19 protein-coding genes are annotated in these 21,289 nt (G+C 70.5%); 12 read left to right on the top strand and 7 right to left on the bottom strand.

Translation table 11 applies throughout. The annotated features are described in order from the left end of the window. Positions 1 to 597 precede the first annotated feature (597 nt). On the top strand, positions 598 to 1,047 hold the full coding sequence (locus tag OG776_RS41875) for a hypothetical protein (protein WP_148007341.1): 450 nt from the start codon (positions 598 to 600) through the stop codon (positions 1,045 to 1,047). 316 nt (positions 1,048 to 1,363) lie between these two features. Here OG776_RS41875 and OG776_RS41870 read toward each other — a convergent pair whose 3' ends face one another. The 4 genes from OG776_RS41870 to OG776_RS41855 form a co-directional block, all read right to left on the bottom strand. Further along, a complete protein-coding gene (locus tag OG776_RS41870; RefSeq protein ID WP_329317993.1) occupies positions 1,364 to 2,152 on the bottom strand; it encodes a hypothetical protein in 789 nt (262 codons plus the stop codon). A gap of 941 nt (positions 2,153 to 3,093) precedes the next feature. Continuing rightward, positions 3,094 to 3,666 (bottom strand): transcriptional regulator, encoded by a 573-nt coding sequence (locus tag OG776_RS41865; protein WP_148012496.1) that lies wholly within the window; start codon positions 3,664 to 3,666, stop codon positions 3,094 to 3,096. Positions 3,667 to 3,678: 12 nt separating this feature from the next. Further along, complete coding sequence (locus OG776_RS41860) at positions 3,679 to 5,364, bottom strand: helix-turn-helix domain-containing protein (RefSeq protein WP_329317996.1); 1,686 nt, start codon at positions 5,362 to 5,364, stop codon at positions 3,679 to 3,681. Further along, positions 5,361 to 5,675, bottom strand: a complete 315-nt coding sequence (locus OG776_RS41855; protein WP_187285885.1) for a helix-turn-helix domain-containing protein — start codon at positions 5,673 to 5,675, stop codon at positions 5,361 to 5,363. Before OG776_RS41855 ends, OG776_RS41860 begins: the two co-directional genes overlap by 4 nt. 991 nt (positions 5,676 to 6,666) lie before the next feature. Between OG776_RS41855 and OG776_RS41845 the strand changes: the two genes are divergently transcribed. Next, positions 6,667 to 7,530 (top strand): hypothetical protein, encoded by an 864-nt coding sequence (locus OG776_RS41845; RefSeq protein WP_329317999.1) that lies wholly within the window; start codon positions 6,667 to 6,669, stop codon positions 7,528 to 7,530. 103 nt (positions 7,531 to 7,633) lie between these two features. Here OG776_RS41845 and OG776_RS41840 read toward each other — a convergent pair whose 3' ends face one another. Continuing rightward, on the bottom strand, positions 7,634 to 7,897 hold the full coding sequence (locus tag OG776_RS41840; protein ID WP_148012492.1) for a hypothetical protein: 264 nt from the start codon (positions 7,895 to 7,897) through the stop codon (positions 7,634 to 7,636). A 214-nt stretch (positions 7,898 to 8,111) separates the two neighbouring features. Between OG776_RS41840 and OG776_RS41835 the strand changes: the two genes are divergently transcribed. Beyond that, a complete protein-coding gene (locus OG776_RS41835) occupies positions 8,112 to 9,593 on the top strand; it encodes an FGGY-family carbohydrate kinase (protein WP_329323614.1) in 1,482 nt (493 codons plus the stop codon). 532 nt (positions 9,594 to 10,125) lie between these two features. On the opposite strand, the gene OG776_RS41830 is transcribed toward OG776_RS41835, so the two are convergent. Both OG776_RS41830 and OG776_RS41825 read right to left on the bottom strand, forming a co-directional pair. Beyond that, a complete protein-coding gene (locus tag OG776_RS41830; protein WP_148012491.1) occupies positions 10,126 to 10,803 on the bottom strand; it encodes a LysR family transcriptional regulator substrate-binding protein in 678 nt (225 codons plus the stop codon). A 1,093-nt stretch (positions 10,804 to 11,896) separates the two neighbouring features. After that, the gene (locus OG776_RS41825) at positions 11,897 to 12,385 is read right to left on the bottom strand and encodes a GNAT family N-acetyltransferase (protein ID WP_329318002.1); all 489 of its coding nucleotides are present in this window, start codon (positions 12,383 to 12,385) and stop codon (positions 11,897 to 11,899) included. A gap of 521 nt (positions 12,386 to 12,906) precedes the next feature. Between OG776_RS41825 and OG776_RS41820 the strand changes: the two genes are divergently transcribed. From OG776_RS41820 to OG776_RS41780, 9 genes are all read left to right on the top strand, one after another. Continuing rightward, positions 12,907 to 14,271 carry a TrpB-like pyridoxal phosphate-dependent enzyme gene (locus OG776_RS41820; protein ID WP_187286126.1) on the top strand — a complete coding sequence of 455 codons (1,365 nt, stop codon included), beginning with the start codon at positions 12,907 to 12,909 and terminating at the stop codon, positions 14,269 to 14,271. 54 nt (positions 14,272 to 14,325) lie between these two features. Next, positions 14,326 to 15,306 (top strand): DMT family transporter, encoded by a 981-nt coding sequence (locus OG776_RS41815; protein ID WP_329318005.1) that lies wholly within the window; start codon positions 14,326 to 14,328, stop codon positions 15,304 to 15,306. 189 nt (positions 15,307 to 15,495) lie between these two features. Beyond that, complete coding sequence (locus OG776_RS41810) at positions 15,496 to 16,206, top strand: LuxR C-terminal-related transcriptional regulator (protein WP_148014853.1); 711 nt, start codon at positions 15,496 to 15,498, stop codon at positions 16,204 to 16,206. 385 nt (positions 16,207 to 16,591) lie between these two features. After that, entirely contained in the window at positions 16,592 to 18,010 is a 1,419-nt protein-coding gene (locus OG776_RS41805; RefSeq protein WP_329326294.1) for an AMP-binding protein, read from the top strand. Beyond that, positions 18,007 to 18,267 carry an acyl carrier protein gene (locus tag OG776_RS41800; RefSeq protein WP_329318011.1) on the top strand — a complete coding sequence of 87 codons (261 nt, stop codon included), beginning with the start codon at positions 18,007 to 18,009 and terminating at the stop codon, positions 18,265 to 18,267. The genes OG776_RS41805 and OG776_RS41800 overlap by 4 nt, the downstream gene beginning before the upstream one ends. A gap of 45 nt (positions 18,268 to 18,312) precedes the next feature. Next, positions 18,313 to 18,690 carry an ectoine synthase gene (locus tag OG776_RS41795; RefSeq protein WP_148015058.1) on the top strand — a complete coding sequence of 126 codons (378 nt, stop codon included), beginning with the start codon at positions 18,313 to 18,315 and terminating at the stop codon, positions 18,688 to 18,690. A gap of 20 nt (positions 18,691 to 18,710) precedes the next feature. Beyond that, entirely contained in the window at positions 18,711 to 19,877 is a 1,167-nt protein-coding gene (locus OG776_RS41790) for an acyl-CoA dehydrogenase family protein (RefSeq protein ID WP_148015059.1), read from the top strand. A 25-nt stretch (positions 19,878 to 19,902) separates the two neighbouring features. After that, positions 19,903 to 20,622, top strand: a complete 720-nt coding sequence (locus OG776_RS41785) for a transglutaminase-like domain-containing protein (protein WP_148015060.1) — start codon at positions 19,903 to 19,905, stop codon at positions 20,620 to 20,622. 140 nt (positions 20,623 to 20,762) lie between these two features. Continuing rightward, positions 20,763 to 21,281, top strand: a complete 519-nt coding sequence (locus tag OG776_RS41780) for a hypothetical protein (protein ID WP_148014765.1) — start codon at positions 20,763 to 20,765, stop codon at positions 21,279 to 21,281. Positions 21,282 to 21,289: the final 8 nt, after the last annotated feature.

The raw sequence follows: 21,289 nt of genomic DNA, 5'->3' as shown, positions 1-21,289 counted from the left end.
CGCCCGGCCGATCCCTTCATCTCCTCGCGGAGCGGAACATAGAGCAACCCGGCCTCCCCCGGACAGAGCACACAGCACACGCACTCCGGGCCGCCGGCACGACAAGCCCACAGCACCCGCATGGCGGCATCGGCGGCCCCGAACCAGGAAGTCACCTGGGATAGCACGACCGCCGCAGCAGTCCGCAGCCCCGCACCCCGTCAGTGGGTCCGCCTGAGTGGGACGATTTCCGTGCTGCGGGTCAGGCATAGTGGGCCGGACGGCTTCTGGAGTGGCCCAGCGGCGCGACGATGGTGATGGGCTATTGGCAGTGCGGGCAGTTGCGTGTCGCAGTGGGCGCCATGGGGCGCGTTCGCCGTGGCCCTGGCGGCTCCCGACGGTTCGGACGGTGGGCGGAACGCGGGCAGCCTGAGGGGCAACTGACCTGACTCTTGGGATTGTTGTTCCTTGTGCTGCCAGTGGGATTTCCGTACCGTGATCAAGTAATCCCCCGGACGCCGCGCCGGACCACCGGCCTCCGGGGGAACGACCGCCTCTCGTGCCCGCTCCGCGGCGTGCGGGCGGCTGTCGCACGCGCTGTATTCGGGGAGGAAATACGTGATCCGCATCCGCACCACCATGACCGCCGGTGCCGCCTTCGTCGGCGCGCTCGCGCTTGCGCTGTCCGCCGCCAGTCCGGCCGCCGCCGCCGACGACTCCTGGCAGCAGGGGACCAGGACGAGCAACCCGGGCAGCGCTGCCCTCTGCGTGGGTTCGCCCGACAAGGCCAGGGTCTGCTTCAATCCGACCGGTGACAAGATCTACGTCTACGACGGCGACGCCGACAGCGCCTCCGCGGTCGCCGACTGGGACAACTACAAGCACTGGAACGACACCAGCATCTACCGGTCCGGCCAGTGCGTGAACTCGGAGGGCGCCGGCACCTGGGTCGTGTGCAACAAGGACTTCTACGAGGACGGCCTGATCCTCATGAGGGCCCGCACCTACGACCGCAGCGCCGGCCAGTGGACCGGCTCCTACGGCTACGAGTCCTTCAGCACCAGCTGATCTGATCCGTCTCCGGCAGACGCGTCCGGCCGCGCCCCGATCACCGGGCGCGGCCGGACGCGCTGCCGGAGACGAACAACGTCACGCCGGACCTGACTGGTCGTGGAAGTCGGCGCCGACGTCGCCCGCGACGCGGCCGGCCGGTGGCGGCATCCCGCACGCCGGCCCCGCCCCCGCACCGACCTCGCTCCCAGCGATGTCCCCCGCGCCTCCGGGCGCACGTGATCAAAACGCTCGCAGCCCCGGCCGGTGTCCCGGCCGGGGCTGTCGACGTGCGTGGTCGTGAAGGTTCAGCAGTCTGCTTGTGCTGAGCCGCTCAGTTGGCGCGGAGCGTCCTGACTCCGCCGGCCTCGAAGTCGTAGATGTTCCGGTTGATCCGCAGGCCGTCGACGGCGCCGGCCCACAGGTTGTCGCGGCCCTTGCCCACGGCCGCGGTGTAGATGGTCGGAGCCTGGCCGCCGTCGTTGAGAGCGGTCTTCAGCTGCGGGAAGGTGCACGGGGTGCTCTGGTTGCATCCGGTGACGGTCCCCGCGTTGCCCGTGAGGAACCATGTGCCGCTGGTGGTGGCGTCCAGGTAGGGACTCCAGCGGTCGGTCACCGGGGAGGCCGGCGGAGCCCACACCATCGAGGAGTAGGTGGTGCCAGGCGCCGCGGTCAGGCGCGGGTTGATCTCGAACCTGATGTTGGGCATGTTCCCGGGACCGCCGTGCGTGGTGTTCTCGCCGGTCTGGAAAACATGGAACCCGACCCTGGTCAGCCCCAGGACCGGGTCGCCATAGAAGTCGACCTCGTTGCCGAAGTCGACCTTCTCACTGGGCGGGGTCAGGGAGGTGGAGTTGTCCGCCACCTCGATACCGAGGCTCCCCGTTCCGTAGGGCGGCCTCGCGGCGCGGCCCGTGACACCGAACGAGCCGAACGGACCGTTCCGCAGCGCGGCGACCGGAGAGCCGATCGTATTGCGGGTGATCACACCCCAGTGATCCGAGCCGCCCTGAGCTGGGCCAGTAGCGGGCGCCGCCGATCCCGGGACCGCCGACACGGCGATCGCCGCCAGCGTCGTGATCCCCAGCGCCATCGTCCGTTTCACGCCGGACAGAGCATTCACGTCCTGCTCCCTTTTCGTGGGTGGTTGAAGCGCAGGACATGCACCTGCACGGGCCCTGCGTCACGCCCGTCACATAAGCACTCTCCCGTCGTGGCATATGCCACGACTCGCCTGCATATGCCACGATTCGCCCGCACGGTGGCATAGAGAGCCACCCTCCCGGCGCCCTGCTCCCAGAGCGAGCCCGCACGCTCACCGCTTCGACCGGGTGGGCCGCCACAGAAGCTCGCATGTCACACGGTGTCGCCGCCTCCGCACCGACCTCACCGCCGCCGACCTTCCGCACACCACGGCATCCGCGTGATCGATACGCAAGCAGCCCCGTCCGGGTGCGGGGCCTGGTCGGGGCTGTCCAGATGCGTAGCCGTGAAGGGCGGTCGCCTCCGCGGCGCGCCGTCCGGCCCTGCGCACACGCGAAACGCAAGAGCACACCGGAAAACCAGAGTCAGCGCCCCGCCGCACATGCATCGGAGAACGGGCCGTTCAGGAGGTTCAGTCCTCGCCCAGAATGATCGCGGTGTTCGGGGTGCCACCCCCGTTGTCCTCCCGCAGCGCAGGATCCGCATCCGTCAGGATCGCCGGCTCGCAGGTACGAACAGGCTCCCCGCTCATGTGCCGGCTGCTTATCAAGCCGTCTTCTGCCGACGCCTCGCTCACCGTCCCACCCCTGTTCCTCTCGACCTATTCCGGTTCGACGCCCATGCCGACCCAGAGGGTCGGGTACCCCGCCAACACCTGCCCTCACGGCGCGACAGCATCGGAGAGCAACTCCCGCTGCAGCCCCGCCCCGACCTGGGGGCGTGGATCGCGGACCAGCGGCGGTAACTACGCGGCGGGGACGCTGGAGGCCTCGCGTGCCGCGGAGCGGGGTGGCCCGGGTCGCGGTGTCATACGCCTCGGCCCGGACCGGGACGACCTGACCGACACCAGCGTCGGAAAGGTCAGGCGGCGAAGCCGACGTTGGTGACGTATTCGTACTGGCCCCACTGGGAGCCTAGGTCGATGACCTGTTCCACCCACGCGTCGTCCAGTTCCTGCTCCGCGCCGGCCGCCCATGCGGCGACGATGCGGTCCCAGCGGCGCACGTTCATGTGGCGCATGCCCACCTCGCGCTGGAGTGGCCGGGAGACCTGGGACTGGTTGAGCGGGTGGATCTCCACCCGGGTCCCGCGGCCTTCGCGGTTGAGGCGGGCGAGGAGGTAGCGGGCGACGTTCTCACGCCGCACGGTGCGGTAAGCCTGCTCGATCTTCTCCAGCGTCGCGCGGCGCGGGGTGACGGAGCCGTCGCGCCAGCCCCTGAGTTGGGCTCTGGCCGGGGTGAAGCCGAGGGCGGCCGCGGCGGCGCGGGCGTGGGCGGTGCGGGTCAGGTAGTTCAGCCGGGCGGTGAGGCCGCGGCGGGCGGTGACGGGCGTGGCGATGTAGCCGGCGAGGTTGTCGAGCTGCCGGGCGACGGCTTCGTGGCCTTTGATGCCGCGGGCCCCGAATTTCCCGAACTCGATGGTGCGCTCAGGCATGGTCTCCGGTCCTCAAAGTCTGTGGATCACTGTACGGGCTCCCGGAGGCCGAGGGGCCGCCCCGGCAGGGGGGATCGGCGCCGGGGCGGGTGATCGGCTCCAGGGAGAACCGTCAGGGGCGTTCTGAGGGGTCTGTGGATCAGTGCCGACGGTGTAGACGTCCTTGACCTTCACCTCGGTGACGCCGCGGCCCTCGGGGAACACGGCCCGCCAGTCGCCGATGACGTGCAGTTCGTCGGTGCCCATCGCGCGGAGCACCATGAGGCCTTCGTCGTAGGCCTTGAACGCTTTCGTCCAGAGGTTGGCGAAGGCCTGGGAGCGGATGAGGTGCATCCAGTCGGTGCGGTAGAGCTCGCGGTTGTAGTTCGACTCCCCCAGCGTGGACACGAACTTGGAGTACATCGCCTTCACGTACTCCAGCGTCACCGGATCGTCGTCGGCGATCGCCCGTTCGCGGGCGTCGCGCAGGGTGGTGCGGAACTTCTCCAGCAGGCCCTCGGTGGAGCCGGACGTCCACGACTCGTGGATCTCCGGCGGGTCGCACAGCCCGTACTTCGGCCCGGACAGGCGCAGCAGCAGGCGCAGGGTGGGTTCGGTGACCCACAGCGGTCCGTCCTCGTCGCGGTCGCCCAGGGGGTTCGGCAGGACGGTGTGGTGGTCCCAGGCGGGCGGGGTGATCAGGTGCAGGCCGGAGCGCTTCCTGTCGTGGTGGTCGCCGGTGGAGTGTTCGAGCTGTCCGAGCGGCAGGTGGGTCTTGAGGGCGGACAGGTAGGCGCCGTTGAGGTCCAGAGCGGTCACCTCGTGCCGGCCGGCCGGGAGTTCGGCCCGCGTCCATCTGGGGCGGGCTTCCCATACCTGGTCGGCGCCGCGGGCGGTCTGCTTGCGCAGGATGTCCGGCAGCCACGGGTGGGCGACGATGTCGTAGCGGCCGCCCCTGCGTGTGCGGTCGAGCAGCGCCATCGCATCCGGGATCGCCCGCTTCAGCAGCGCGGCCGTCGCCGCTTCCGCATCCCCGCCGTGCTCCTCAAGCGCGGCGGCTACGGCGGATCCGACCGCGTCGGGCAGGTCCTCGGTGGCCTGCACGCGCCGTCCTACCGGCGCGACCTTCACCCCGTGACCGCCACCGCGGCCGGCTTGCCGTCCGTTCCCCGCCGACGCCGGCCCGGCCGTCTCCGCTCGGTCCGCCCGACCCGGGCGGACCGGCTTCGAGGGCGCGGCAAGGTCTGCGTCCGGTGCGGGCGTGGCGACGGGTGCGGGGGCCGCGCATTCGGCGGCATCGAGGTGCTGGGGGAATCCTTCGACCTGGTGGCGGGCTGGCTGCCCGCACAGCACGCAGGGGCGGGGCGTGGCCAACTCGTCAGCGTCCTCCTCGTCGTCGGTGTGGCCCGCTTCCGCCGGTTCGTCCGCCGGTTCGTCCGCCGCTTCGTCCGCCGCTTCGCCGTCCGAGGCTGTGACAGCGTCCAGTTTGGTACGGGCTCCCTCGAGGAAGTACGCGTACTTCTCACGGCTCTCGCCGCCCGGGTCGCGTCCGGACTCCCAGCCGCCCACCGTGGAAGGACTCACGCCGAGGACCGCGGAGAGCTGGGCACGTGAGAGGTACAGCCCCTCACGCAGGCGTCGCCGCTCCTCGGGAGGGGGCAGGGACACTTCCTGCTTGGCCGCGGCGAGCAGGGCATCGATGGCGTCGAACCCGGTCACCGTACGCTTCCGTCCTGAACGGCCTGACGGCGGGTACCGGCTGCCGAACGCTCGACAGGTCGGAAGCGCTGGTCGGGCAGAGCCTCCATCGCCTGCGTGGGTCCGGCCAGGAGGTCGAGGGTGCCGATGCCGTAGTGCGTGGCGACGGCGTCGCAGTCCGTCAGACTCCATGCCGCCGTGCCGGACTGCCGGCGACTCACCTGGGCCTGGCTGACTCCGAGAGCGGCTGCCAGATCGGCCTGCGATTCGCCCGTCGTATGCAGAAGCGCTGCCACGGCGGATCGCATCCGCTCATCGAGGCTGATCCTCATAACATCAAAGGTACCACTTTTTTCGTATCAGGTATGCGGATATAGCAATTCTCTGCGGCCGGACCCTCTCTTCGATCTGGTTGTCCATGAGGTGAGTTGCGGTCAGTACGGCGACGGCACCTCGTCCTTGGCGGTGGTGCAGGCCGATACGGGCGGCGATGTCACGAGCGGCAGCTGGGCTCCGCCGGCATAGCCGCGGGCCTGGCGCCCGCACCCGGCGTCGACCCGCCTGCGGCCTCCTCGAGTGGGTCTTCCCAGTAGGCCAGAGGTGAGGCCCGATGGCGCCGCGGCCATCCGCGCATGCACGGAGAGCAGTGGACCTTCGCCCGGCTCCAGCAGTTCAAACGACTCCGCATCCGCTTCGAGATACGCGGCGACCTCCACCTCGCCCTGCTCCGACTCGCCTGCAGCATCATCCGCTTGAGACGCCCGCGGACCTCGTTCCGACCATGTATTCACCACGAAGCGGATCCTCACCCCCGGACTTCTCGGGGCGAGGGTCCGCCTTCTTGCGTTCTGGGCCGGAAACCGGTCGGGGCCAGAAGCATCGGGCCCCGGAGGCGCTCACCCGTGCGCCCTGGAACGGAAGCGTCTGCACGATCGCTCGGCCAGGGATGGAGGCTGTGGCACTGCTGGGTGAGGCGGATCGCGTTGGTGTACAGAACAGCGCAGGCCCGCCCTGTCTTCCACAGCTGCGGGCCGGTTCCGAAATCGACGCGTACGTTGCCGTTGACCATGCAGCGGCCACCGTGAGCCTGCCCCTGGACGTGCTGGTACCTGCTGCCGGCCGCGTCGTGACCGTCGAAGTCGATCCACCGGTTGCAGATGGGCCACCCACCGGTGGGTGACAGGCTGGACTTGATGGCTTCGGGTGCGTGATGGGGTTTGACTCAGGGGTGGTTCATGGGGTGGTCGGGGCGCATCGAGTCGTTCACACGATGTGCATGGGCCGGCCGGGCGGAGATCACTCTTGCTGGTGATTCTCCTCCTCATGACGATCACTTCCCGCATGGCCCGGCTCCACCTCGCCGCCGCGATCGCCCTGGCGGCCTCGGCGTCGCTGTTGGCGACACCGACTCCCGCACGGGCCGCTTCGAACGCGGTTCCCACGTACGAAGTGAAGATCAACCTCACGGCCACCGCGCTGGACTCTTCACACAGCCCGCTCGGCGCCGTGAAGTCGGCCTTCGGCATCAGCGGTTCCGCCAAGGCCCGTTCCTACGAGTACTTCGACACGAGCGCGCTGGGGCTGAACGCCCAGGGCTGGGACGTGCGGCTCCGTCACAAGAGCGGCTCGTCGTTCGAGGAGAGCTACAAGAAGCGCTTCCCTGTCACGGGTGGCGACATCAACGGCGCTCTGAGCACGGCCAACTCCGCCGGCTTCAGCGGCAGCGACACCAATTACGACGCAGAGGTCGACTGGGGCTACTCGAAGCAGACGCTGAGTTTCAGCAACGAGAAGTCGCATAGTGCTTCGGGCTACTCCGGCACGGCCATGCCGAGCGCGAGCACGGGCCTCGGCTGGGTCGTTGGCGACATCCCCGGCAAGTTGGAGGACTGGAACTCCGCGAACTGGGGCAAGACCGCACTCCAGGCGTCGCGGGTTCACGGCCCGGTCACCTCGCAGGTGTGGGGCGGCGCGTGGGAGGTCTCGGACGATGCGAGCATCGAGGTGCTGCCGGTCATCGGGGCGAGCGGGTCGGGCACCGAGTACATCGTCGAGTTGTCCTTCAAGACGGACAGCTACGCCGACGCGGCGAAGCTGCACACCGACGCCGTCAATGTCGCGGAGAGCCATGGCTGGCTTTACCACGGCGACATCCTCAAGACCCAGACGATCCTGGACCGTTACTGACTGCTGGTAGGGCGTGGTGGCTCCCCGTGGTGCGGCCCTGCCGGTTTCACCGGATCCGGAACGAGGCTGATCGCTTCCCCCGGGTGATCCTGACCGCGATCGATCACGACGCGCTCGGCGATGTTCTGGTCGGTTTCGGCGACTTCTCCGCGACGGTCAGCAGCTCGGCCAGGATCTTCAGCAGCTTCTGGCGTCCCGGGGAGAGCTCGGTGAACACCGGTACGGCATCCGTGGGGCCGATCAGGGCTTTCAGCAGGTTCTCGGTGCGGACCGCCTGCGGGCGGGGCACGACTCCGGTCTCCTTGATAGGGGGCAGGGGGCGGACGATGTCCAGAAGGACCCCGTCCGGGTCCTCGGCGGCGCCCATCAGGAGCAGCCGACTGCGGACGGTGTGGTGGTGAGGTCGCCGGCATGGTGGGCGGTGGCGGACTCGCGGGCCGGCCCGGCGCCGAAGGCCGCCAGCTCGGCGGCGGTGCGCCCCGCCGGCGGCAGGCCGGGCGCGGCAGGTTGATCCGCGGCCGCCCGCCGGACCCGGCGACAGGCTACGGTGGCGCACCCGCCGTCAAGGGAGGCAGTGCGTGATCGATGTCGTCTTCGGAGTTGACGTTGGCACCTCCAGCACCAAGGGCGTGGTGGTCGACACCGCCGGCCGCATCCTGGGTCAGGCCGTACGCTCTCACGTGGTCGACCGTCCCCGCCCGGGGCACGTCGAGATGGACGCGCAGGTGTGGTGGGAGGAGTTCGTCTCGCTCGCGGCGGAGTTGCTCGTCCGCGACGACGTCGCCGTCCGTGCCGTCGGAGTCAGCGGCATGGGCCCGTGCACCCTTCTGGTCGACGACGCGGGCGAGCCGGTCCGTCCGGCGGTCCTGTACGGGGTGGACACCCGCGCCGAGCAACAGATCGCCCGGCTGAACGGGGAGTTGGGGCCGGACACCGTCTTCCGCAGGTGCGGTTCCGCGCTGTCGTCCCAGGCCGTCGGGCCGAAACTCGCCTGGATCCGCGAGCGGGAGCCCGAGGTGTGGGCACGCGCCCGCCGCCTCTTCATGCCCGCCTCGTGGCTCGCCCACCGGCTGACCGGCGCCTACGTGCTGGACCTGCATTCCGCCAGCCAGTGCACGCCGCTGTTCGACATCCACGAGCAGCGCTGGATCCCCGAGTGGGCCGAGCGCATCGCACCCGGCATCGACCTCCCCCCGCTGCGCTGGCCGGGTGAGGAGGCCGGCCGGGTCGACACGCCCGTCGCGGGCGTCCCGGCCGGGACGCCGGTGATCGTGGGGACGATCGACGCGTGGAGCGAGGCCATCAGCGTCGGAGGCCACAACGTCGGCGACCTGATGCTGATGTACGGCACCACGATGTTCCTGGTGAACACCGTCGACCGGCTCGTGACCAGCCCTTCGATGTGGTCCACGGTCGGCGCCCTGCCCGGCACCCGTTGCCTGGCCGGCGGCATGGCCACCTCCGGGGCCGTCACCGACTGGCTCGGGCACCTCTTCGGCCAGGTCGACCCCGGGGTGCTGTTCGACGAGGCTGCCTCCTCGCCCCCGGGCGCGAACGGCCTGGTGATGCTGCCGTACTTCGCCGGGGAAAGGACACCCCTCATGGACCCCGACGCCCGGGGAGTGATCGCGGGCCTGACGCTCGGTCACACCCGGGCCGACCTGATGCGCGCGGCGCTGGAGGGCACCGCGTACGGTGTCCGGCACAACATCGAGACGATGCTCGCGGCCGGCGCCGACATCCGGCGGATCGTGGCGGTCGGCGGCGGCACCCGGGGCGGACTGTGGCCTCAGATCGTCAGCGATGTCACCGGTCTCGAACAGATCGTCGCCCGCACGACCGTCGGCGCCGGTTACGGTGCCGCCTTCCTCGCCGCCGGGCTGATCGGCCGACCGGACATCACCGCCTGGAATCCGACGGAATCAGTGGTCCGGCCCACCGCAGCCGCGGGTGTCTACGACCGCCGGTTCACCCAGTACCGAGCCCTGTACGAGAGCACCACCACGGTCACCCACGCCCTGGCCCACGACCAGAACACAGGCCCTGGGGAACATGCCGTGTGACAGCGGTGGGCGAGCGTGGGTGTCAGCAGAGTGGGGCCCGCGGTCGTACAACGCGAGATCCCGCCTCCAGAGTTCGGAGGCGGGATCGTGTGGAGCGCCGGGCAGGCCTTGCACCTGCATCTCCCCGCAGGAAGCGGGGCGTCTTTCCTTGGACCACCAACGCGAGGCTCACCGCTGAAAGTTCGAGCGGCGAACACCTGAATCACTGTAGCCCACTCCCCGCGCGCGCAAGCACAGGGGAGGCGGCGCAGGCCGCGAGGGCGACTCGCTGCCCGGTGCGGACGTCACGCCGGTGATGGAGCCGGCCAGGATCGGTCCTGCGGGTGCGCGGTGGCCGGGTGGGCCGCCGCGCGCCGGCGGTGCTCGGGGCGGTTCCGCACTCACTGTCCACCCGGGTCGACGTCCTGACCGGCAAGGGGCTGGACGAGGTGCTGAACGGGTGGTCGAGGTGGGGGTGCCGGACCTGCGCCGGCCGCCGCCGGGAGACGGAACCCCATCCCGCGCTGCCCGCCGGCCGTACGGGGTCTCGCTCTCAGGTCGCCTGCGGCAGCCAGGTGGCGCCTGCCTGCGCGGCGAGGATGAACGCGCGGACGTGGGCGGGCAGGACGGCGCCGTTGAGCCACGCCAGGGCGATCGGTGCGCTGGGCATGTCGCTGACCGGGACGGCCCTGATCCGCGGCGCCAGGCCCGCCTCGACCGAGCGGAAGGAGAAGTGGAGTGCCTGGGTGGTGCTCAGGGTGTGGGTCAGCGCCTCCTGTGTGGTGAGGGTGTGGACGCGGCGGATCGGCGTCCCGGCCGGGGTGCACGGGGGGACTATGAGGTCCCACACCGACTCCGGGAACCCTCGTGGGCGGTCGAACGCGTCATAGGCGGCGGCCTCCTCGACCGTGACGGTGTCGCGCGAGGCGAGCGGGTGGTCGGTGCCGACGAGCACGGCCCGGGCGTCGAAGCCGACCGGCGGGCCCACCGCGATGTCGTTCTCGTGGGGGCTGTACTTCACGAGCATGACGTCGACGCGGCGGGTGCGCAGCTGCGTGAACGACTCGCGGACGCTGGACGGGACCAGGACGAAGTCCTCGATGCGCGAGCCGGTCCGGGCGATGACGCCCTTGGCGAGGTCCGGTGTCACATGGATGCCGAAGCGGATCGCGGGGGCGTCGGTGGTACCGAGGCCGCGGGTGGTTGGCTCGGGGTCGGTCAGGTGGACCATGTCAGAGCTCCTCGGTGGGGGTGTCAGGGGTGGTGTGTCGGAGGTGCGGTGGGGTTGGTCTCGGGGGCGCTGCGGGCCGCGTACGTCCGTCCCGGTGTGTACGGATGAGGGTGGGCGCGTGTCCGTGGCCCGCCGGGTGGGGTGCCCGGAGCGGTGTGCGCCGGGTGCCGGTGCGGCCGTGGCGGCTCGGGGAGGGGACCGACCGCGGACAGACGTGTCCCCGGGCGATGGTGACCAGGCGCGGTGGCACGGTGCGGGGCGCGGCGGGTGGTCTCCCCCGGCCGCGGTGTGGGCGTACTCGCCGGGGCGGCAGAGTGGGTGGCGGGTGCGCCGTGTGTGGTGGCCGGGTCGTGCGCTGCGGCGGCTTCGGGGAGGACTCGCGGGGTCCGGCGGGGAGGGGCCGGGCCCCGCGGGTGCCGCTCGCGGGGGCGGGGCGCGCGTACGCCGGGAGCGGTCGTTGTCCGGGCCGTGGCCATCGTCCGGCCTGGGGCCGTCACCCGGCCTGGGGCCACCGTCCGGCCTGGGACCACCGTCCGGGCCGGGTCTGTGGTCCGGCCCGGAACCGCGGCCCGGTCCGGGTCCGCCGGCCGGGGGCGTCCGCCGTCACGGGCGTCCGCCGGTCGCGGTGCGGGAACCGGTCGCCGTCGGGACGTGGGAACATCCACCCGCCAGGGCGCGGAAGCAACCGCCTCGCGTGCGGTGCCGGTTGGGGCGCCGGCGGTGCGGTGGGGGTGCGGGCGCGCGCCGGCTGTCCGGTTCCCGGTGGCCGCGCGTCCGGGAATCCGGTGGCCGCCCGGTGCCGCGGGGCGGGTGGCGGTGCGTGTGTGGGAGGGCATGCCGGTGGCCGGGGCCGCTGACGGCGGGTCAGAGACCCGGTGCCCGGGAGGGGCCGGCGGTGTCTGCGGCGCGCGGTCCCGGCCGGCCGGTGTGCCCTTCGGCGACACCGCTGAGGTTCAGTGGTGTGTTCATGCCGTCAGCCTCGCGGGTGGAGGGTGCCGGGCGACAGCCGAGACGGGCAGATCTAATAATTCACTTACGGATCGCTTCCCGTTCGGACGGTGCGCGGCACGGCGGGGGCCCGGGCGGCGGGGGCTCAGGCCTGGCGGGCGAGGTCGGCCAGGGGTTCGCCGGAGAGGCGGAAGACGGTGAGTTCCTTGCCCTGGACGGAGGGGATCTCCGCGCCGAGGGAGCGGTAGAACGCGGCGGTCGGTTCGTTGGTGACCCTCCCCCACCACTGCATGTGGCGGTAGCCGCGCTCGGCGCACAGGCCGGCGAGGGTGCTCAGCAGGGCGGTGTCGAAGCCGCGGCCGACGGCGTCCTCGCGGACGTAGATGTCGTCGATGTGGATGGCCGTGCCGCGCCAGGTGCTGTAGACGAGGGCCCACAGGGTGTAGCCGACGATCTCGTCGGTCTTGTCGTCGACGGCGAAGTGGGCCCAGGCCACCGGCTGCGGGCCGAACAGGGCGCGGCGCAGTTCGTCCTCGTCGGTGCTGATCTGCCCGGTGGCCTCCTCGTTCTCGGCCATCCCGTGCACCATCGTGTGGAGCAGTGTGAGGTCCTCGGCGGTGACTGGACGAATCATGTGTGCCATCCCCTGATCCTGGTGATCCGATGAACCGGCCACGGGGGCGCGGCGGGCGGGCCGTGCGGCGTGGGGTGCCGTGGCGGCCGGGCCCCGGGGGCTCAGGTTCGCACGCGTGTGCAGGTGCCATGGATCGGCCGCGGGGGAACTGGTGGAATTCCCAGAGTCCGTCGCGCGTGCTTCCCGGGCGGGAGGGGCGGCGGTAAATACGGGGGTGGGTGGGGCGGTTCGCGTCTTCGTCCGGGGAATGCCGGGGTGAATGCCGGGGAATGCGGGTGGCCGGGGCGGGGCACGGGGACGTGCTTGTACCACATGGCCGGCCGGGAGGAAAAGGGCTGTCGGGCTTCGTCCCGTTCTCCGGGGACGTTCCATTGTTTTCCCTACGACCTGTCTGCCGAGGTATCCGGTCGGTGGCCGGGGCGGCGAGAATTCATTGTCCGGAGGCGGCCTGCAGGCGTGGTGACACGAGAGCCGGGCGGTCGCGTGGCCGGAGTGACGATTCAACGCGCAGAGAGGCAGCCATGATAGAGCCGGTACGGTTCGAGCTCAGCGCCCGGGAGATTCCCGAGACCTGGTACAACATCGCCGCCGACCTCGACTATGTGGCGCCGGTGTTGAGCCCGGCGACCGGTAAGCCGGTCACTCGTGAAGAGATGACCCGCACGATGCCGGAGGCGCTGGTCGACCAGGAGCTCAGCAGGGAAGCCGAGTTCGAGATTCCTGGAGAGGTGCGGCAGTTCTACGCCCGGTGGCGGCCGGCGCCGCTGCTGCGTGCCCGTGGTCTGGAGAAGGTCCTGGACACGCCGGCGCGGATCTACTTCAAGTACGAGGGTGTCGCGCCGACCGGCAGCTTCAAGCCGAACTCCGCGATCCCGCAGGCCTATTACAACAAGCGGGCGGGCCGTACCGGTCTGATCGCCGAGACCGGTGCGGGCCAGTGGGGCAGCGCGGTCGCGTTCGCGGCGTCCCTGTTCGGCATGGACGCCAAGGTGTTCATGGTGAACGTGAGCTTCCAGCAGAAGCCGTACCGGCGGGCGCTGATGGAGACGTTCGGGGCGAGCTGCACGCCGAGCCCGAGCATGGAGACCGAGGCCGGGCGTGCGGTGCTGAAGGAGAACCCGGACCACCCGGGCAGCCTGGGCATCGCCAAGTCCGAGGCGCTGCAGGTCGCTTTCTCCGACCCGCGCTGGGGCTACACCCGCGGCAGCGCGCTCAACCATGTGTGTGCGCACCAGACGGTGATCGGGCAGGAGGCGCTCCTGCAGATGGAGAAGGCCGGGGACTACCCGGACATCGTGGTGGGCTGCGCGGGCGGCGGTTCCAATCTGGCGGGGCTGTCGTTCCCGTTCCTGCGGGCGCAGCTGCACGGCGGGCCGAAGATCCGGTTCATCGCGGCGGAGCCGGCCGCGTGCCCCTCGCTCACGCAGGGGCGCATCGCCTACGACTACTCCGACACCGCGGGGCTGACGTCGCTGACCCGTACGCACACGCTGGGCCACCAGTTCGTGCCGCCGTCGGTGCACGCGGGCGGGCTGCGGGCGCACAACATCGCTCCGCTGGTCAGCCGGGTGGTGGAGGAGGGTCTGATGGAGGCGGTGGCGCTGCGCCAGCGTGACTGCTTCGAGGCCGGTGTGCTGTTCGCGCGGACGGAGGGCATCGTGCCCGCGCCGGAGTCGACGCACGCGATCCGCGGCGCGGTCAACGAGGCGATCCGGTGCCGTGAGGAGGGTGTGGGCAAGACGATCCTGTTCGGTCTGTCCGGGCACGGGAACTTCGATCTGAGCGCCTATGACCGTTATCTGTCCGGCAGCCTCGCCGACGACAGCATCGACCCCGGCGCCCTGGAGCACGGGCTGGAGAGCATTCCCAAGCTGGTGAACGCCTGACGCCGTCGGGCCGGCCCGCAAGCAGGAGTACAGGAGAAGGGACGGGACGATCCCGTGAAACGTGTCAGCGCCGTGCAGTTCGTGGTCCTGGGGATCATCTGGGGCTCCAGTTATCCCCTGATCAAGGTCTCCGGTGAGGGTCTGAACCCAGGTCAGCTGGTGCTGGCCCGGCTGGTCCTGGGGGCGGTGGTCCTGCTCGGCATCGGTGCGGTGACGGGTGCGGGGCTGCCGCGCTTCGGCTTCGTGTGGGTGCACATCACCGTCACGACCGTGCTGGGCATGGTCGCTCCGTTCCTTCTTCTCGCCTGGGGTGAGCAGCACACCAGTGCCGCGATGGCCGGTGTGCTGACGGGTGCGACTCCGCTGCTGACGCTGGGGCTGGCCACGGTGCAGCTGCGCAGTGAGCGGGCGACGGCGCGCCGCGGTGCGGGTCTGGTGCTCGGTTTCGCGGGCATCGTGCTGGCGATCGGTCCCTGGAACGGGGCGACGGGCACCGCGGGCGGTGAGGCGGCGTGCCTGGCGGTCGCCGTGATCTATGCGGGGCATGCGGTGTTCGTGCGCAAGTTCCTGTCCGATCGCGGTATCCCGCCGATGTCCTCGGCCAGTGCGCAGGTGCTGGTGGCGCTCGTCATCCAGGCGGCGCTGCTGCCGTTCCTGGGCTGGCGCACCCCGTCGTTCACCTGGTCGGTCTCCCTGAGCATCGTGCTGCTCGGGGTGTTCGGCACGGGGCTGGCCTATGTGCTGTACAACCGGCTGATCGCGGACATCGGGGCGACCGGTGCCTCGGCGGTCAACTACCTCGTGCCGTTCATCAGTCTGGTGGTCAGCGCGGTCTTCCTCGGGGAGCGGTTCAGCTGGAACGTGCCGGTCGGCGGGGCGGTGATCGTGGTGAGCATCCTGCTGGGCGAGAACCAGCTGGCGCGGCTGGGGCGGCGTGCGGTCGTCACCGGTCCCGAGCCGGAGTTCACGCCGGCGGCGGTGGCCGTGGGGGCCGTGCGGGCGAAGTCCGCGGGTGAGGCGGGGCGCGTGCCCTGATCCGGGGGTGTGCCGTGGCCGCCGGCGGGCGGGGTGAGGTTTCCCCGCGGCCGGGTGGCGGGCCGGGCCGCCGGTCGTGGCGGAAGGGATCCGGTGCGCGGAGCGCTCGGCCGGGTGTGCCGGCAGCGGCTCGTTCACGAGCCGGGGGAGCTGTGGCCCCGGTGCCTCATCCAGGATGTTTGGAGGTTGATGTCGCAGATGGCCGCCACCGGTCCCCGTACCCGGCCGATCCGGATCGCCGTTCTGGCCCGTCGGCCGCTGCTCGTCACGGCGTTGCGCGCCCTGATGGCGGCGGAGGCGGAACTAGAAGCGGTCGGGGTGGCCGATTCCCGGCCGCAGTTGCTGCGTCTGCTGGACGAGCAGGAGCCGCGGGTCGTGCTGATCGACGACTCCGATCCGGGCTGGGAGACGGGTGACATCCTGCGCGCGGTCGTCGCCCGGGGCGGCGGCCCGGCGGCGGTGGTGCTCGTCGACCGGTGTGTGGACGAGACGGCGCTGGAGCATCTGCGGGCCGGCGCGGACGGGTTCGTGCTGCACGACGCGGCGCTCAGTGAGATCGCCACCGCGATCCGCGCGGTCTCGGACGGGTACGCCGTGCTGCCGCCGCCGCTGACCCGCCGGCTGGTGGACCTCCTGGTGCGGCGTGGGCCGGCGCAGGTGGCGGTGGAGCAGGTGCCTCAGGTGGCGACGCTGACGTCCCGGGAGCGGGAGATCTTCGATCTGATCGCGGCGGGCATGTCCAACAGCGAGGTCGCCCAGGAGCTGGTGCTGAGCGAGAAGACCGTGAAGTTCCACGTGTCGAACCTGCTGCGCAAGCTCGGTGTGCGCAGTCGTGCGCAGGCCATCGTCCGTGCGTGGGACCGGGGTGTTCTGGCCGGCCCGCGGGGCGGGGGTTTCTAGGTTCCGCGCGGTCGCGGAACCGAATGGGGTATTTCCTGGAGAATCAGGTATCCACTGTTGCGGAGAATGCTCGTCGAAGGCGGTCGGGGCCGGTTTTGAATTCACGGTCCGGGCCGCCTGGACGAGCTTTTCTGTTCCCCGGGGGGGGAGTTCATCAAGGCAGGAGAGACGTCTGTCACGTTTATTTGTGGAGTGTCTTCCGTCCGGTCCTGATACAGGTCCAAAGAACGGGTACAAAACCCGTCCGCTAGTCCGAAGAGAATTACGGGGCGGCCCCCTCAGAATGTTCGTGACGGTATATCCGGTCGGAGGACTCGATTGCTCGGGTCCCCCGATCTTCGATCAATGGGGAGTCATGTCCAGATCGGTGGCGGCGGACGTCGCAGTGCGTGCGAAGCAAAGCCCGGACGATCCGGCGCTGCTGTTCGGCGGCGCGCGGGACGAGGTCGTCACGTATGCCGAACTGGTCGCGGCGGCGGAGCGGATCGGTGCGGAGCTGGCCGGCCGGTATCCCGACACCCGCCGCCCGCTCGCGCTCCAGGCGTCGAAGTCGGCCGTGGCGATCGCCACGGTCCTGGCCTGCATGAGGGCCGGACGGCCGCTGCTGCTGGCCTCCACGGAACTCGGCCGGGAGCTCCTGGCCGAGCTGGTCGGACGCAGCGGCTGTCAGGCCGTCCTGGGCGTCGCCGAGGAGCGTCTGACGCACCGTCCGGTGACGGCCGCGCCGGGCGGGCCGGTGCTGCCCGAGGACACCAGCCTGCTGCTGACGACGTCCGGTTCCACCGGCATCCCCAAGCTCGTTCCGCTGGGCGCGGCCGGCGTCGACGCCTTCACCTCCTGGGCGGGCAGCGCGTTCGCGCTCGGCACCGGTACGCGGGTGCTGAACTTCGCCCCGCTCAACTTCGACCTGACCCTCCTGGACATCTGGGGCACGCTGCGGCACGGCGGCTGTGTCGTACCGGTGGACCACGACCGCAGCGTCGACACGAAGTACCTGCTCGGGCTGCTGGAGAGCACCCGGCCGCACGTCGTGCAGGCGGTGCCGATGTTCTTCCGGCTGCTGACCGAGGCGGGCACCGGGTCCACGTTCCCGGGCGTGCGTGAGCTGCTGCTGACGGGTGATCACGTGCCGCGGTCCGTGCGGGCCGGGCTGTCGCGGCTCTTCCCGGCGGCGCGGCTGCACAACGTGTACGGCTGCACCGAGACGAACGACAGCATGATCCACACGTTCTCCGCGGCCGAGGCCGCCGACCGGGAGGTGCTGCCCCTGGGCAGTCCGTTGCCGGGCGTGCTGGTGGACGTGGTGGCCGACGGCGAGGTGCTGCGCGGTGCCGGCAGCGGCGAACTGCTGGTCTCGACGCCGTTCCAGACCTCCGGGTACCTCGGCGAGGCCGGGGCGAAGGACCGGTTCGTGGTGCGCGGCGACCGTGTCTGGTACCGCACCGGTGATGTGGTCACCCGTTCCGCCGGCGGTGAACTGGCCCTGGTGGGCCGCACCGACTCGCAGGTCAAGGTGCGCGGTGTGCGCATCAACCTGGAGGAGGTCGAACGGGTCCTGCAGGGCCACGGAGGGGTCGCCGAGGCGGCCGTGGTGGCCGTGCCGCACCCCGACTCGGGACGTGCACTGCACGCGTTCGTCCGGCGCAGCGACGACGCGGTGACCGGACTGCAGCTGCGCAGCTACTGCGCCGCCAAGGTCAACCGGGCGGCCATTCCCGCCGCCTTCCACCTGATGACCGACCCACTGCCGATCGGGCCCACCGGCAAGGTGAGCCGTCGCCTGCTCATGGAGAAGATCCAATGACCATCCAACGCGACATCACCGCGCACATCGTGGCGGAGTACCTGCCCGGCACCCCCGTCTCGGAACTGGACCCGTCCTACGACCTGCTGGAGAACGGCGTCATCAGCAGCCTGGACCTGCTGCGGCTCATCGAGTGGCTGGGTGACCGCTTCGACATCCCGTTCGCCGACCTGGAGATCTCCCCGGACGACTTCCGGTCGGTCGCGGCCGTCGAGAAGGTCGTCCGCCGCTACGCCGGCGTCACCGCCCCCGAGTAACCCCCGCTCCCCCGCACCTCCACACCAGGAGAAAGAAAGGAAACCATGTTCATTCGCGAGAAGTCGCAGGTCACACCGGTCGAGTGGGGAAGCGGTCCGAGTCACCGCCTCCTGGTCGAAGCGGACAACATGGGCTTCGGCATCTGTCACACCGTCGTCCGCGCGGGCACGAAGTCACGGCTGCAGTACCGGCGTCACCTCGAGGCGTGCTACTGCATCTCCGGCTCGGGCCGTGTCGAGGCCGCCGACGGCAGCGTCGCGCAGGACCTGACCCCCGGTGTGCTGTACGTCCTCGACGAGCACGACGCCCACTTCCTGATCGCCTCCCCCGACCAGGACATGGAGCTCGTGAGCGTCTTCAACCCGCCGCTGAGGGGCGACGAGAGCCACGCGCTCAGCGACGAAGCCTTTTCCCAGTACTGAGGATCGGACACTTCCCCGTCATGATGCGCTGGAGCGAGGAACAGCAGGAACTGCGTGAGGCGATCGGCGCCGTGGCCTCGAAGGCCGGCGCCGACCACCTCGAACGCGACCGGGACGGCACGTTCGACCGGGACGGCTGGCAACGACTCAGGGACGTGGGCCTGTTCGGGCTGCCGTTCGACCCCCTCCACGGGGGTCTGGGCAAGGACCTGCTGACCACCGTCCATGTGCTGGAGCAGCTCGGCCACGACTGCCAGGACTCCGGGCTGAACTTCTCGGTCTCCACCCACATGGTCAGCACCGGTGTCCCGCTCCAGCGGTTCGGTTCGTCGGCGCTCAAGGCCCGCTACCTGCCGGAGATCTGCGCCGGCACGATGATCGGCGCGCACGCCATCACCGAACCCTCCGGCGGTTCGGACGTGATGGGGATGCAGACCACCGCCGTCCTGGACGGCGACGACTTCGTCCTCAACGGGAGCAAGTCGTTCATCAGCAACGCCTCGATCGCCGACGTGATCGTCGTCTACGCCCGGACCGGCGCGCCCGGTGACCTGGCCGGGATCACCGCGTTCCTGGTGCGCCGCGACTCGCCGGGCCTGTCGGTCGGCAACCCCATCTCGAAGATGGGGCTGCGCACCTCGCCGCTGGCCGAGGTCTTCCTGGACGACGTCCGGGTGCCCCGGGACCACGTGGTCGGCAGCAAGGGCGCGGGGTTCCTCATCTTCGACCACGTCATGAAGTGGGAGATCCTGTGCGGCTTCGGGATCAACGTCGGCGAGATGCGCCGGCGCCTGGAGCGGTGCGTGGAGTACGCCCGTACCCGTACCCAGTTCGGGTCGGTCATCGGCGCGAACCAGTCGGTCGCCAACATGATCGTCGAGATGCGGATCGACCTGGAGACCTCACAGAAGTGGATCTACGACACCGCCGAGAAGGTGCAGTCCAAGGCCGACGCCGCCAGTGACGTCGCGATGACCAAGCTGGTGGTGAGCGAGGCGAACGTGCGCTCCGCGCTGAACGCGATCCAGGTCTTCGGCGGTTACGGCTACGTCAGCGAGTACGGAGTCGAGAAGGACCTGCGGGACGCCGTGGGCGGGCGGATCTACTCCGGCACCTCGGAGATCCAGCGCCAGCGTCTGGCCACCCTCATGGGCCTGAACCGTCCGCTCAGGCCCGCGCAGGCCTGAGGATCTGGAAGGAATCCCGAGAAACATGGCAGAGAACACCGGTGCCGCGGCTGCGGCCGGCACCGCCACCGAGACGGCCACTCTGGCCGCGACCGAGTTCCTGGACCACCGCTCGCCGGCCGTCCGCGCGTTCGTCGACAAGACCCTCGCCCGGGCCAAGGAGAGCGAGACAAAGACGCAGAAGGCGATCGCGCTCTACTACGCGGTGCGCGACGGCATCACCTACGAGGTGTACGGCGCCGATCTGACCCGGCACGGGCTGAGCGCGACCGGCGTGCTGGAGAAGGGCTTCGGGTTCTGCGTCCACAAGTCCATCCTCTACGCGGCCGCGCTGCGCGCCGTGGGCATCCCGAGCCGCGTCTACTACGGCGACGTGCGCAACCACCTCGCCTCGCCGCGGCTGCGGGAGCTGGTCGGCGGGGACGTCTTCCGCTTCCACAGCCTGACCGTGGTCGAGCTCGACGGCAGGTGGGTGAAGGCGACCCCGGTCTTCAACAAGCTTCTCTGCAAGCTCTACAAGATCAAGCCGCTGGACTTCGACGGCCGCACGGACAGCCTGTACCACCCGTTCGACGAGGACGGCCGGCAGCACATGGAGTTCATCCACGAGCACGGCTCCTTCGACGACGTCCCCTACGACCTGGTGGTCGGCGGGATCCAGCGGGCCCACCCGCAGCTGTTCGCGAGCGCCCACACCACCGTCTCCGGATCGCTGGCCGACGAGGCCGCGACCGCGACGGTCTGAGACGGGGTCCGGTGCGGCCCCACCCGGTCTCCCCCGCCGGGCCGGCCGCACCGGACCGCCCACCACCCCGCACCCCCCTGCACCACCTCGCCCCCACCCGCACCCGTATGTACCCGCACCCCACAGGAACGGAGATCGCTGTGTCGGCAGCGGCCACGACCCGCGACGACCTCACCGGATACGCCGAGTACGCCGGCTGGTCGCACACGCTGCACCGCAGCCACCCCGGAGGGCACCTCGTCCTGCCGGGCGCCTACCTGAAGTGGTACGACATCCGCGGCGCGGAGCAGGAGGCGACGCCCGAGGTCGGCGAGCGGGCGCGGGTGTTCCTGCGGGCCGAGGAGGCCGCCGGACGGCTGGCGTTCCGCAAGGAGTTCGGCTACGTGCTGCTGCACCGCTGCGGCGACCACTACTTCATGCAGGTCTGCGTGTGGCGGGACCGCAACGAGCTGGTCCAGGCGATCTACGCCGACACCGGCGACGGCTTCCGCCCCTACGAACAGGAGCCCGGCCTGCAGCTCGCCGCCCAGGACGTCGTCGAACTGGACGTGACCGGGCACGAGCGGCGCGCCTGGTCGCTCTACCTGCGCTCGGCGCGCGACACCGCCGCGAAGCAGGCCTACCTCGACGACTTCGACACCGAGCGCCCGGTGGGCTGACCCTTGCG

This window comes from Streptomyces sp. NBC_01689 (assembly GCF_036250675.1).
Taxonomy (GTDB): Bacteria; Actinomycetota; Actinomycetes; order Streptomycetales; family Streptomycetaceae; genus Streptomyces.
The sequence above is the reverse complement of the archived record's forward strand: the minus strand, read 5'-3'. Positions and strand labels throughout refer to the sequence as shown.

Coding starts and splice junctions, on each gene's coding strand:
- OG776_RS41865 (WP_148012496.1), bottom strand. CDS start 3,666: ATGCCTGAGCGCACCATCGAGTTCGGGAAATTCGGGGCCCGCGGCATC.
- OG776_RS41855 (WP_187285885.1), bottom strand. CDS start 5,675: ATGAGGATCAGCCTCGATGAGCGGATGCGATCCGCCGTGGCAGCGCTT.
- OG776_RS41845 (WP_329317999.1), top strand. CDS start 6,667: ATGACGATCACTTCCCGCATGGCCCGGCTCCACCTCGCCGCCGCGATC.
- OG776_RS41840 (WP_148012492.1), bottom strand. CDS start 7,897: ATGGGCGCCGCCGAGGACCCGGACGGGGTCCTTCTGGACATCGTCCGC.
- OG776_RS41830 (WP_148012491.1), bottom strand. CDS start 10,803: ATGGTCCACCTGACCGACCCCGAGCCAACCACCCGCGGCCTCGGTACC.
- OG776_RS41825 (WP_329318002.1), bottom strand. CDS start 12,385: ATGATTCGTCCAGTCACCGCCGAGGACCTCACACTGCTCCACACGATG.
- OG776_RS41820 (WP_187286126.1), top strand. CDS start 12,907: ATGATAGAGCCGGTACGGTTCGAGCTCAGCGCCCGGGAGATTCCCGAG.
- OG776_RS41810 (WP_148014853.1), top strand. CDS start 15,496: ATGTCGCAGATGGCCGCCACCGGTCCCCGTACCCGGCCGATCCGGATC.
- OG776_RS41800 (WP_329318011.1), top strand. CDS start 18,007: ATGACCATCCAACGCGACATCACCGCGCACATCGTGGCGGAGTACCTG.
- OG776_RS41795 (WP_148015058.1), top strand. CDS start 18,313: ATGTTCATTCGCGAGAAGTCGCAGGTCACACCGGTCGAGTGGGGAAGC.
- OG776_RS41790 (WP_148015059.1), top strand. CDS start 18,711: ATGATGCGCTGGAGCGAGGAACAGCAGGAACTGCGTGAGGCGATCGGC.
- OG776_RS41785 (WP_148015060.1), top strand. CDS start 19,903: ATGGCAGAGAACACCGGTGCCGCGGCTGCGGCCGGCACCGCCACCGAG.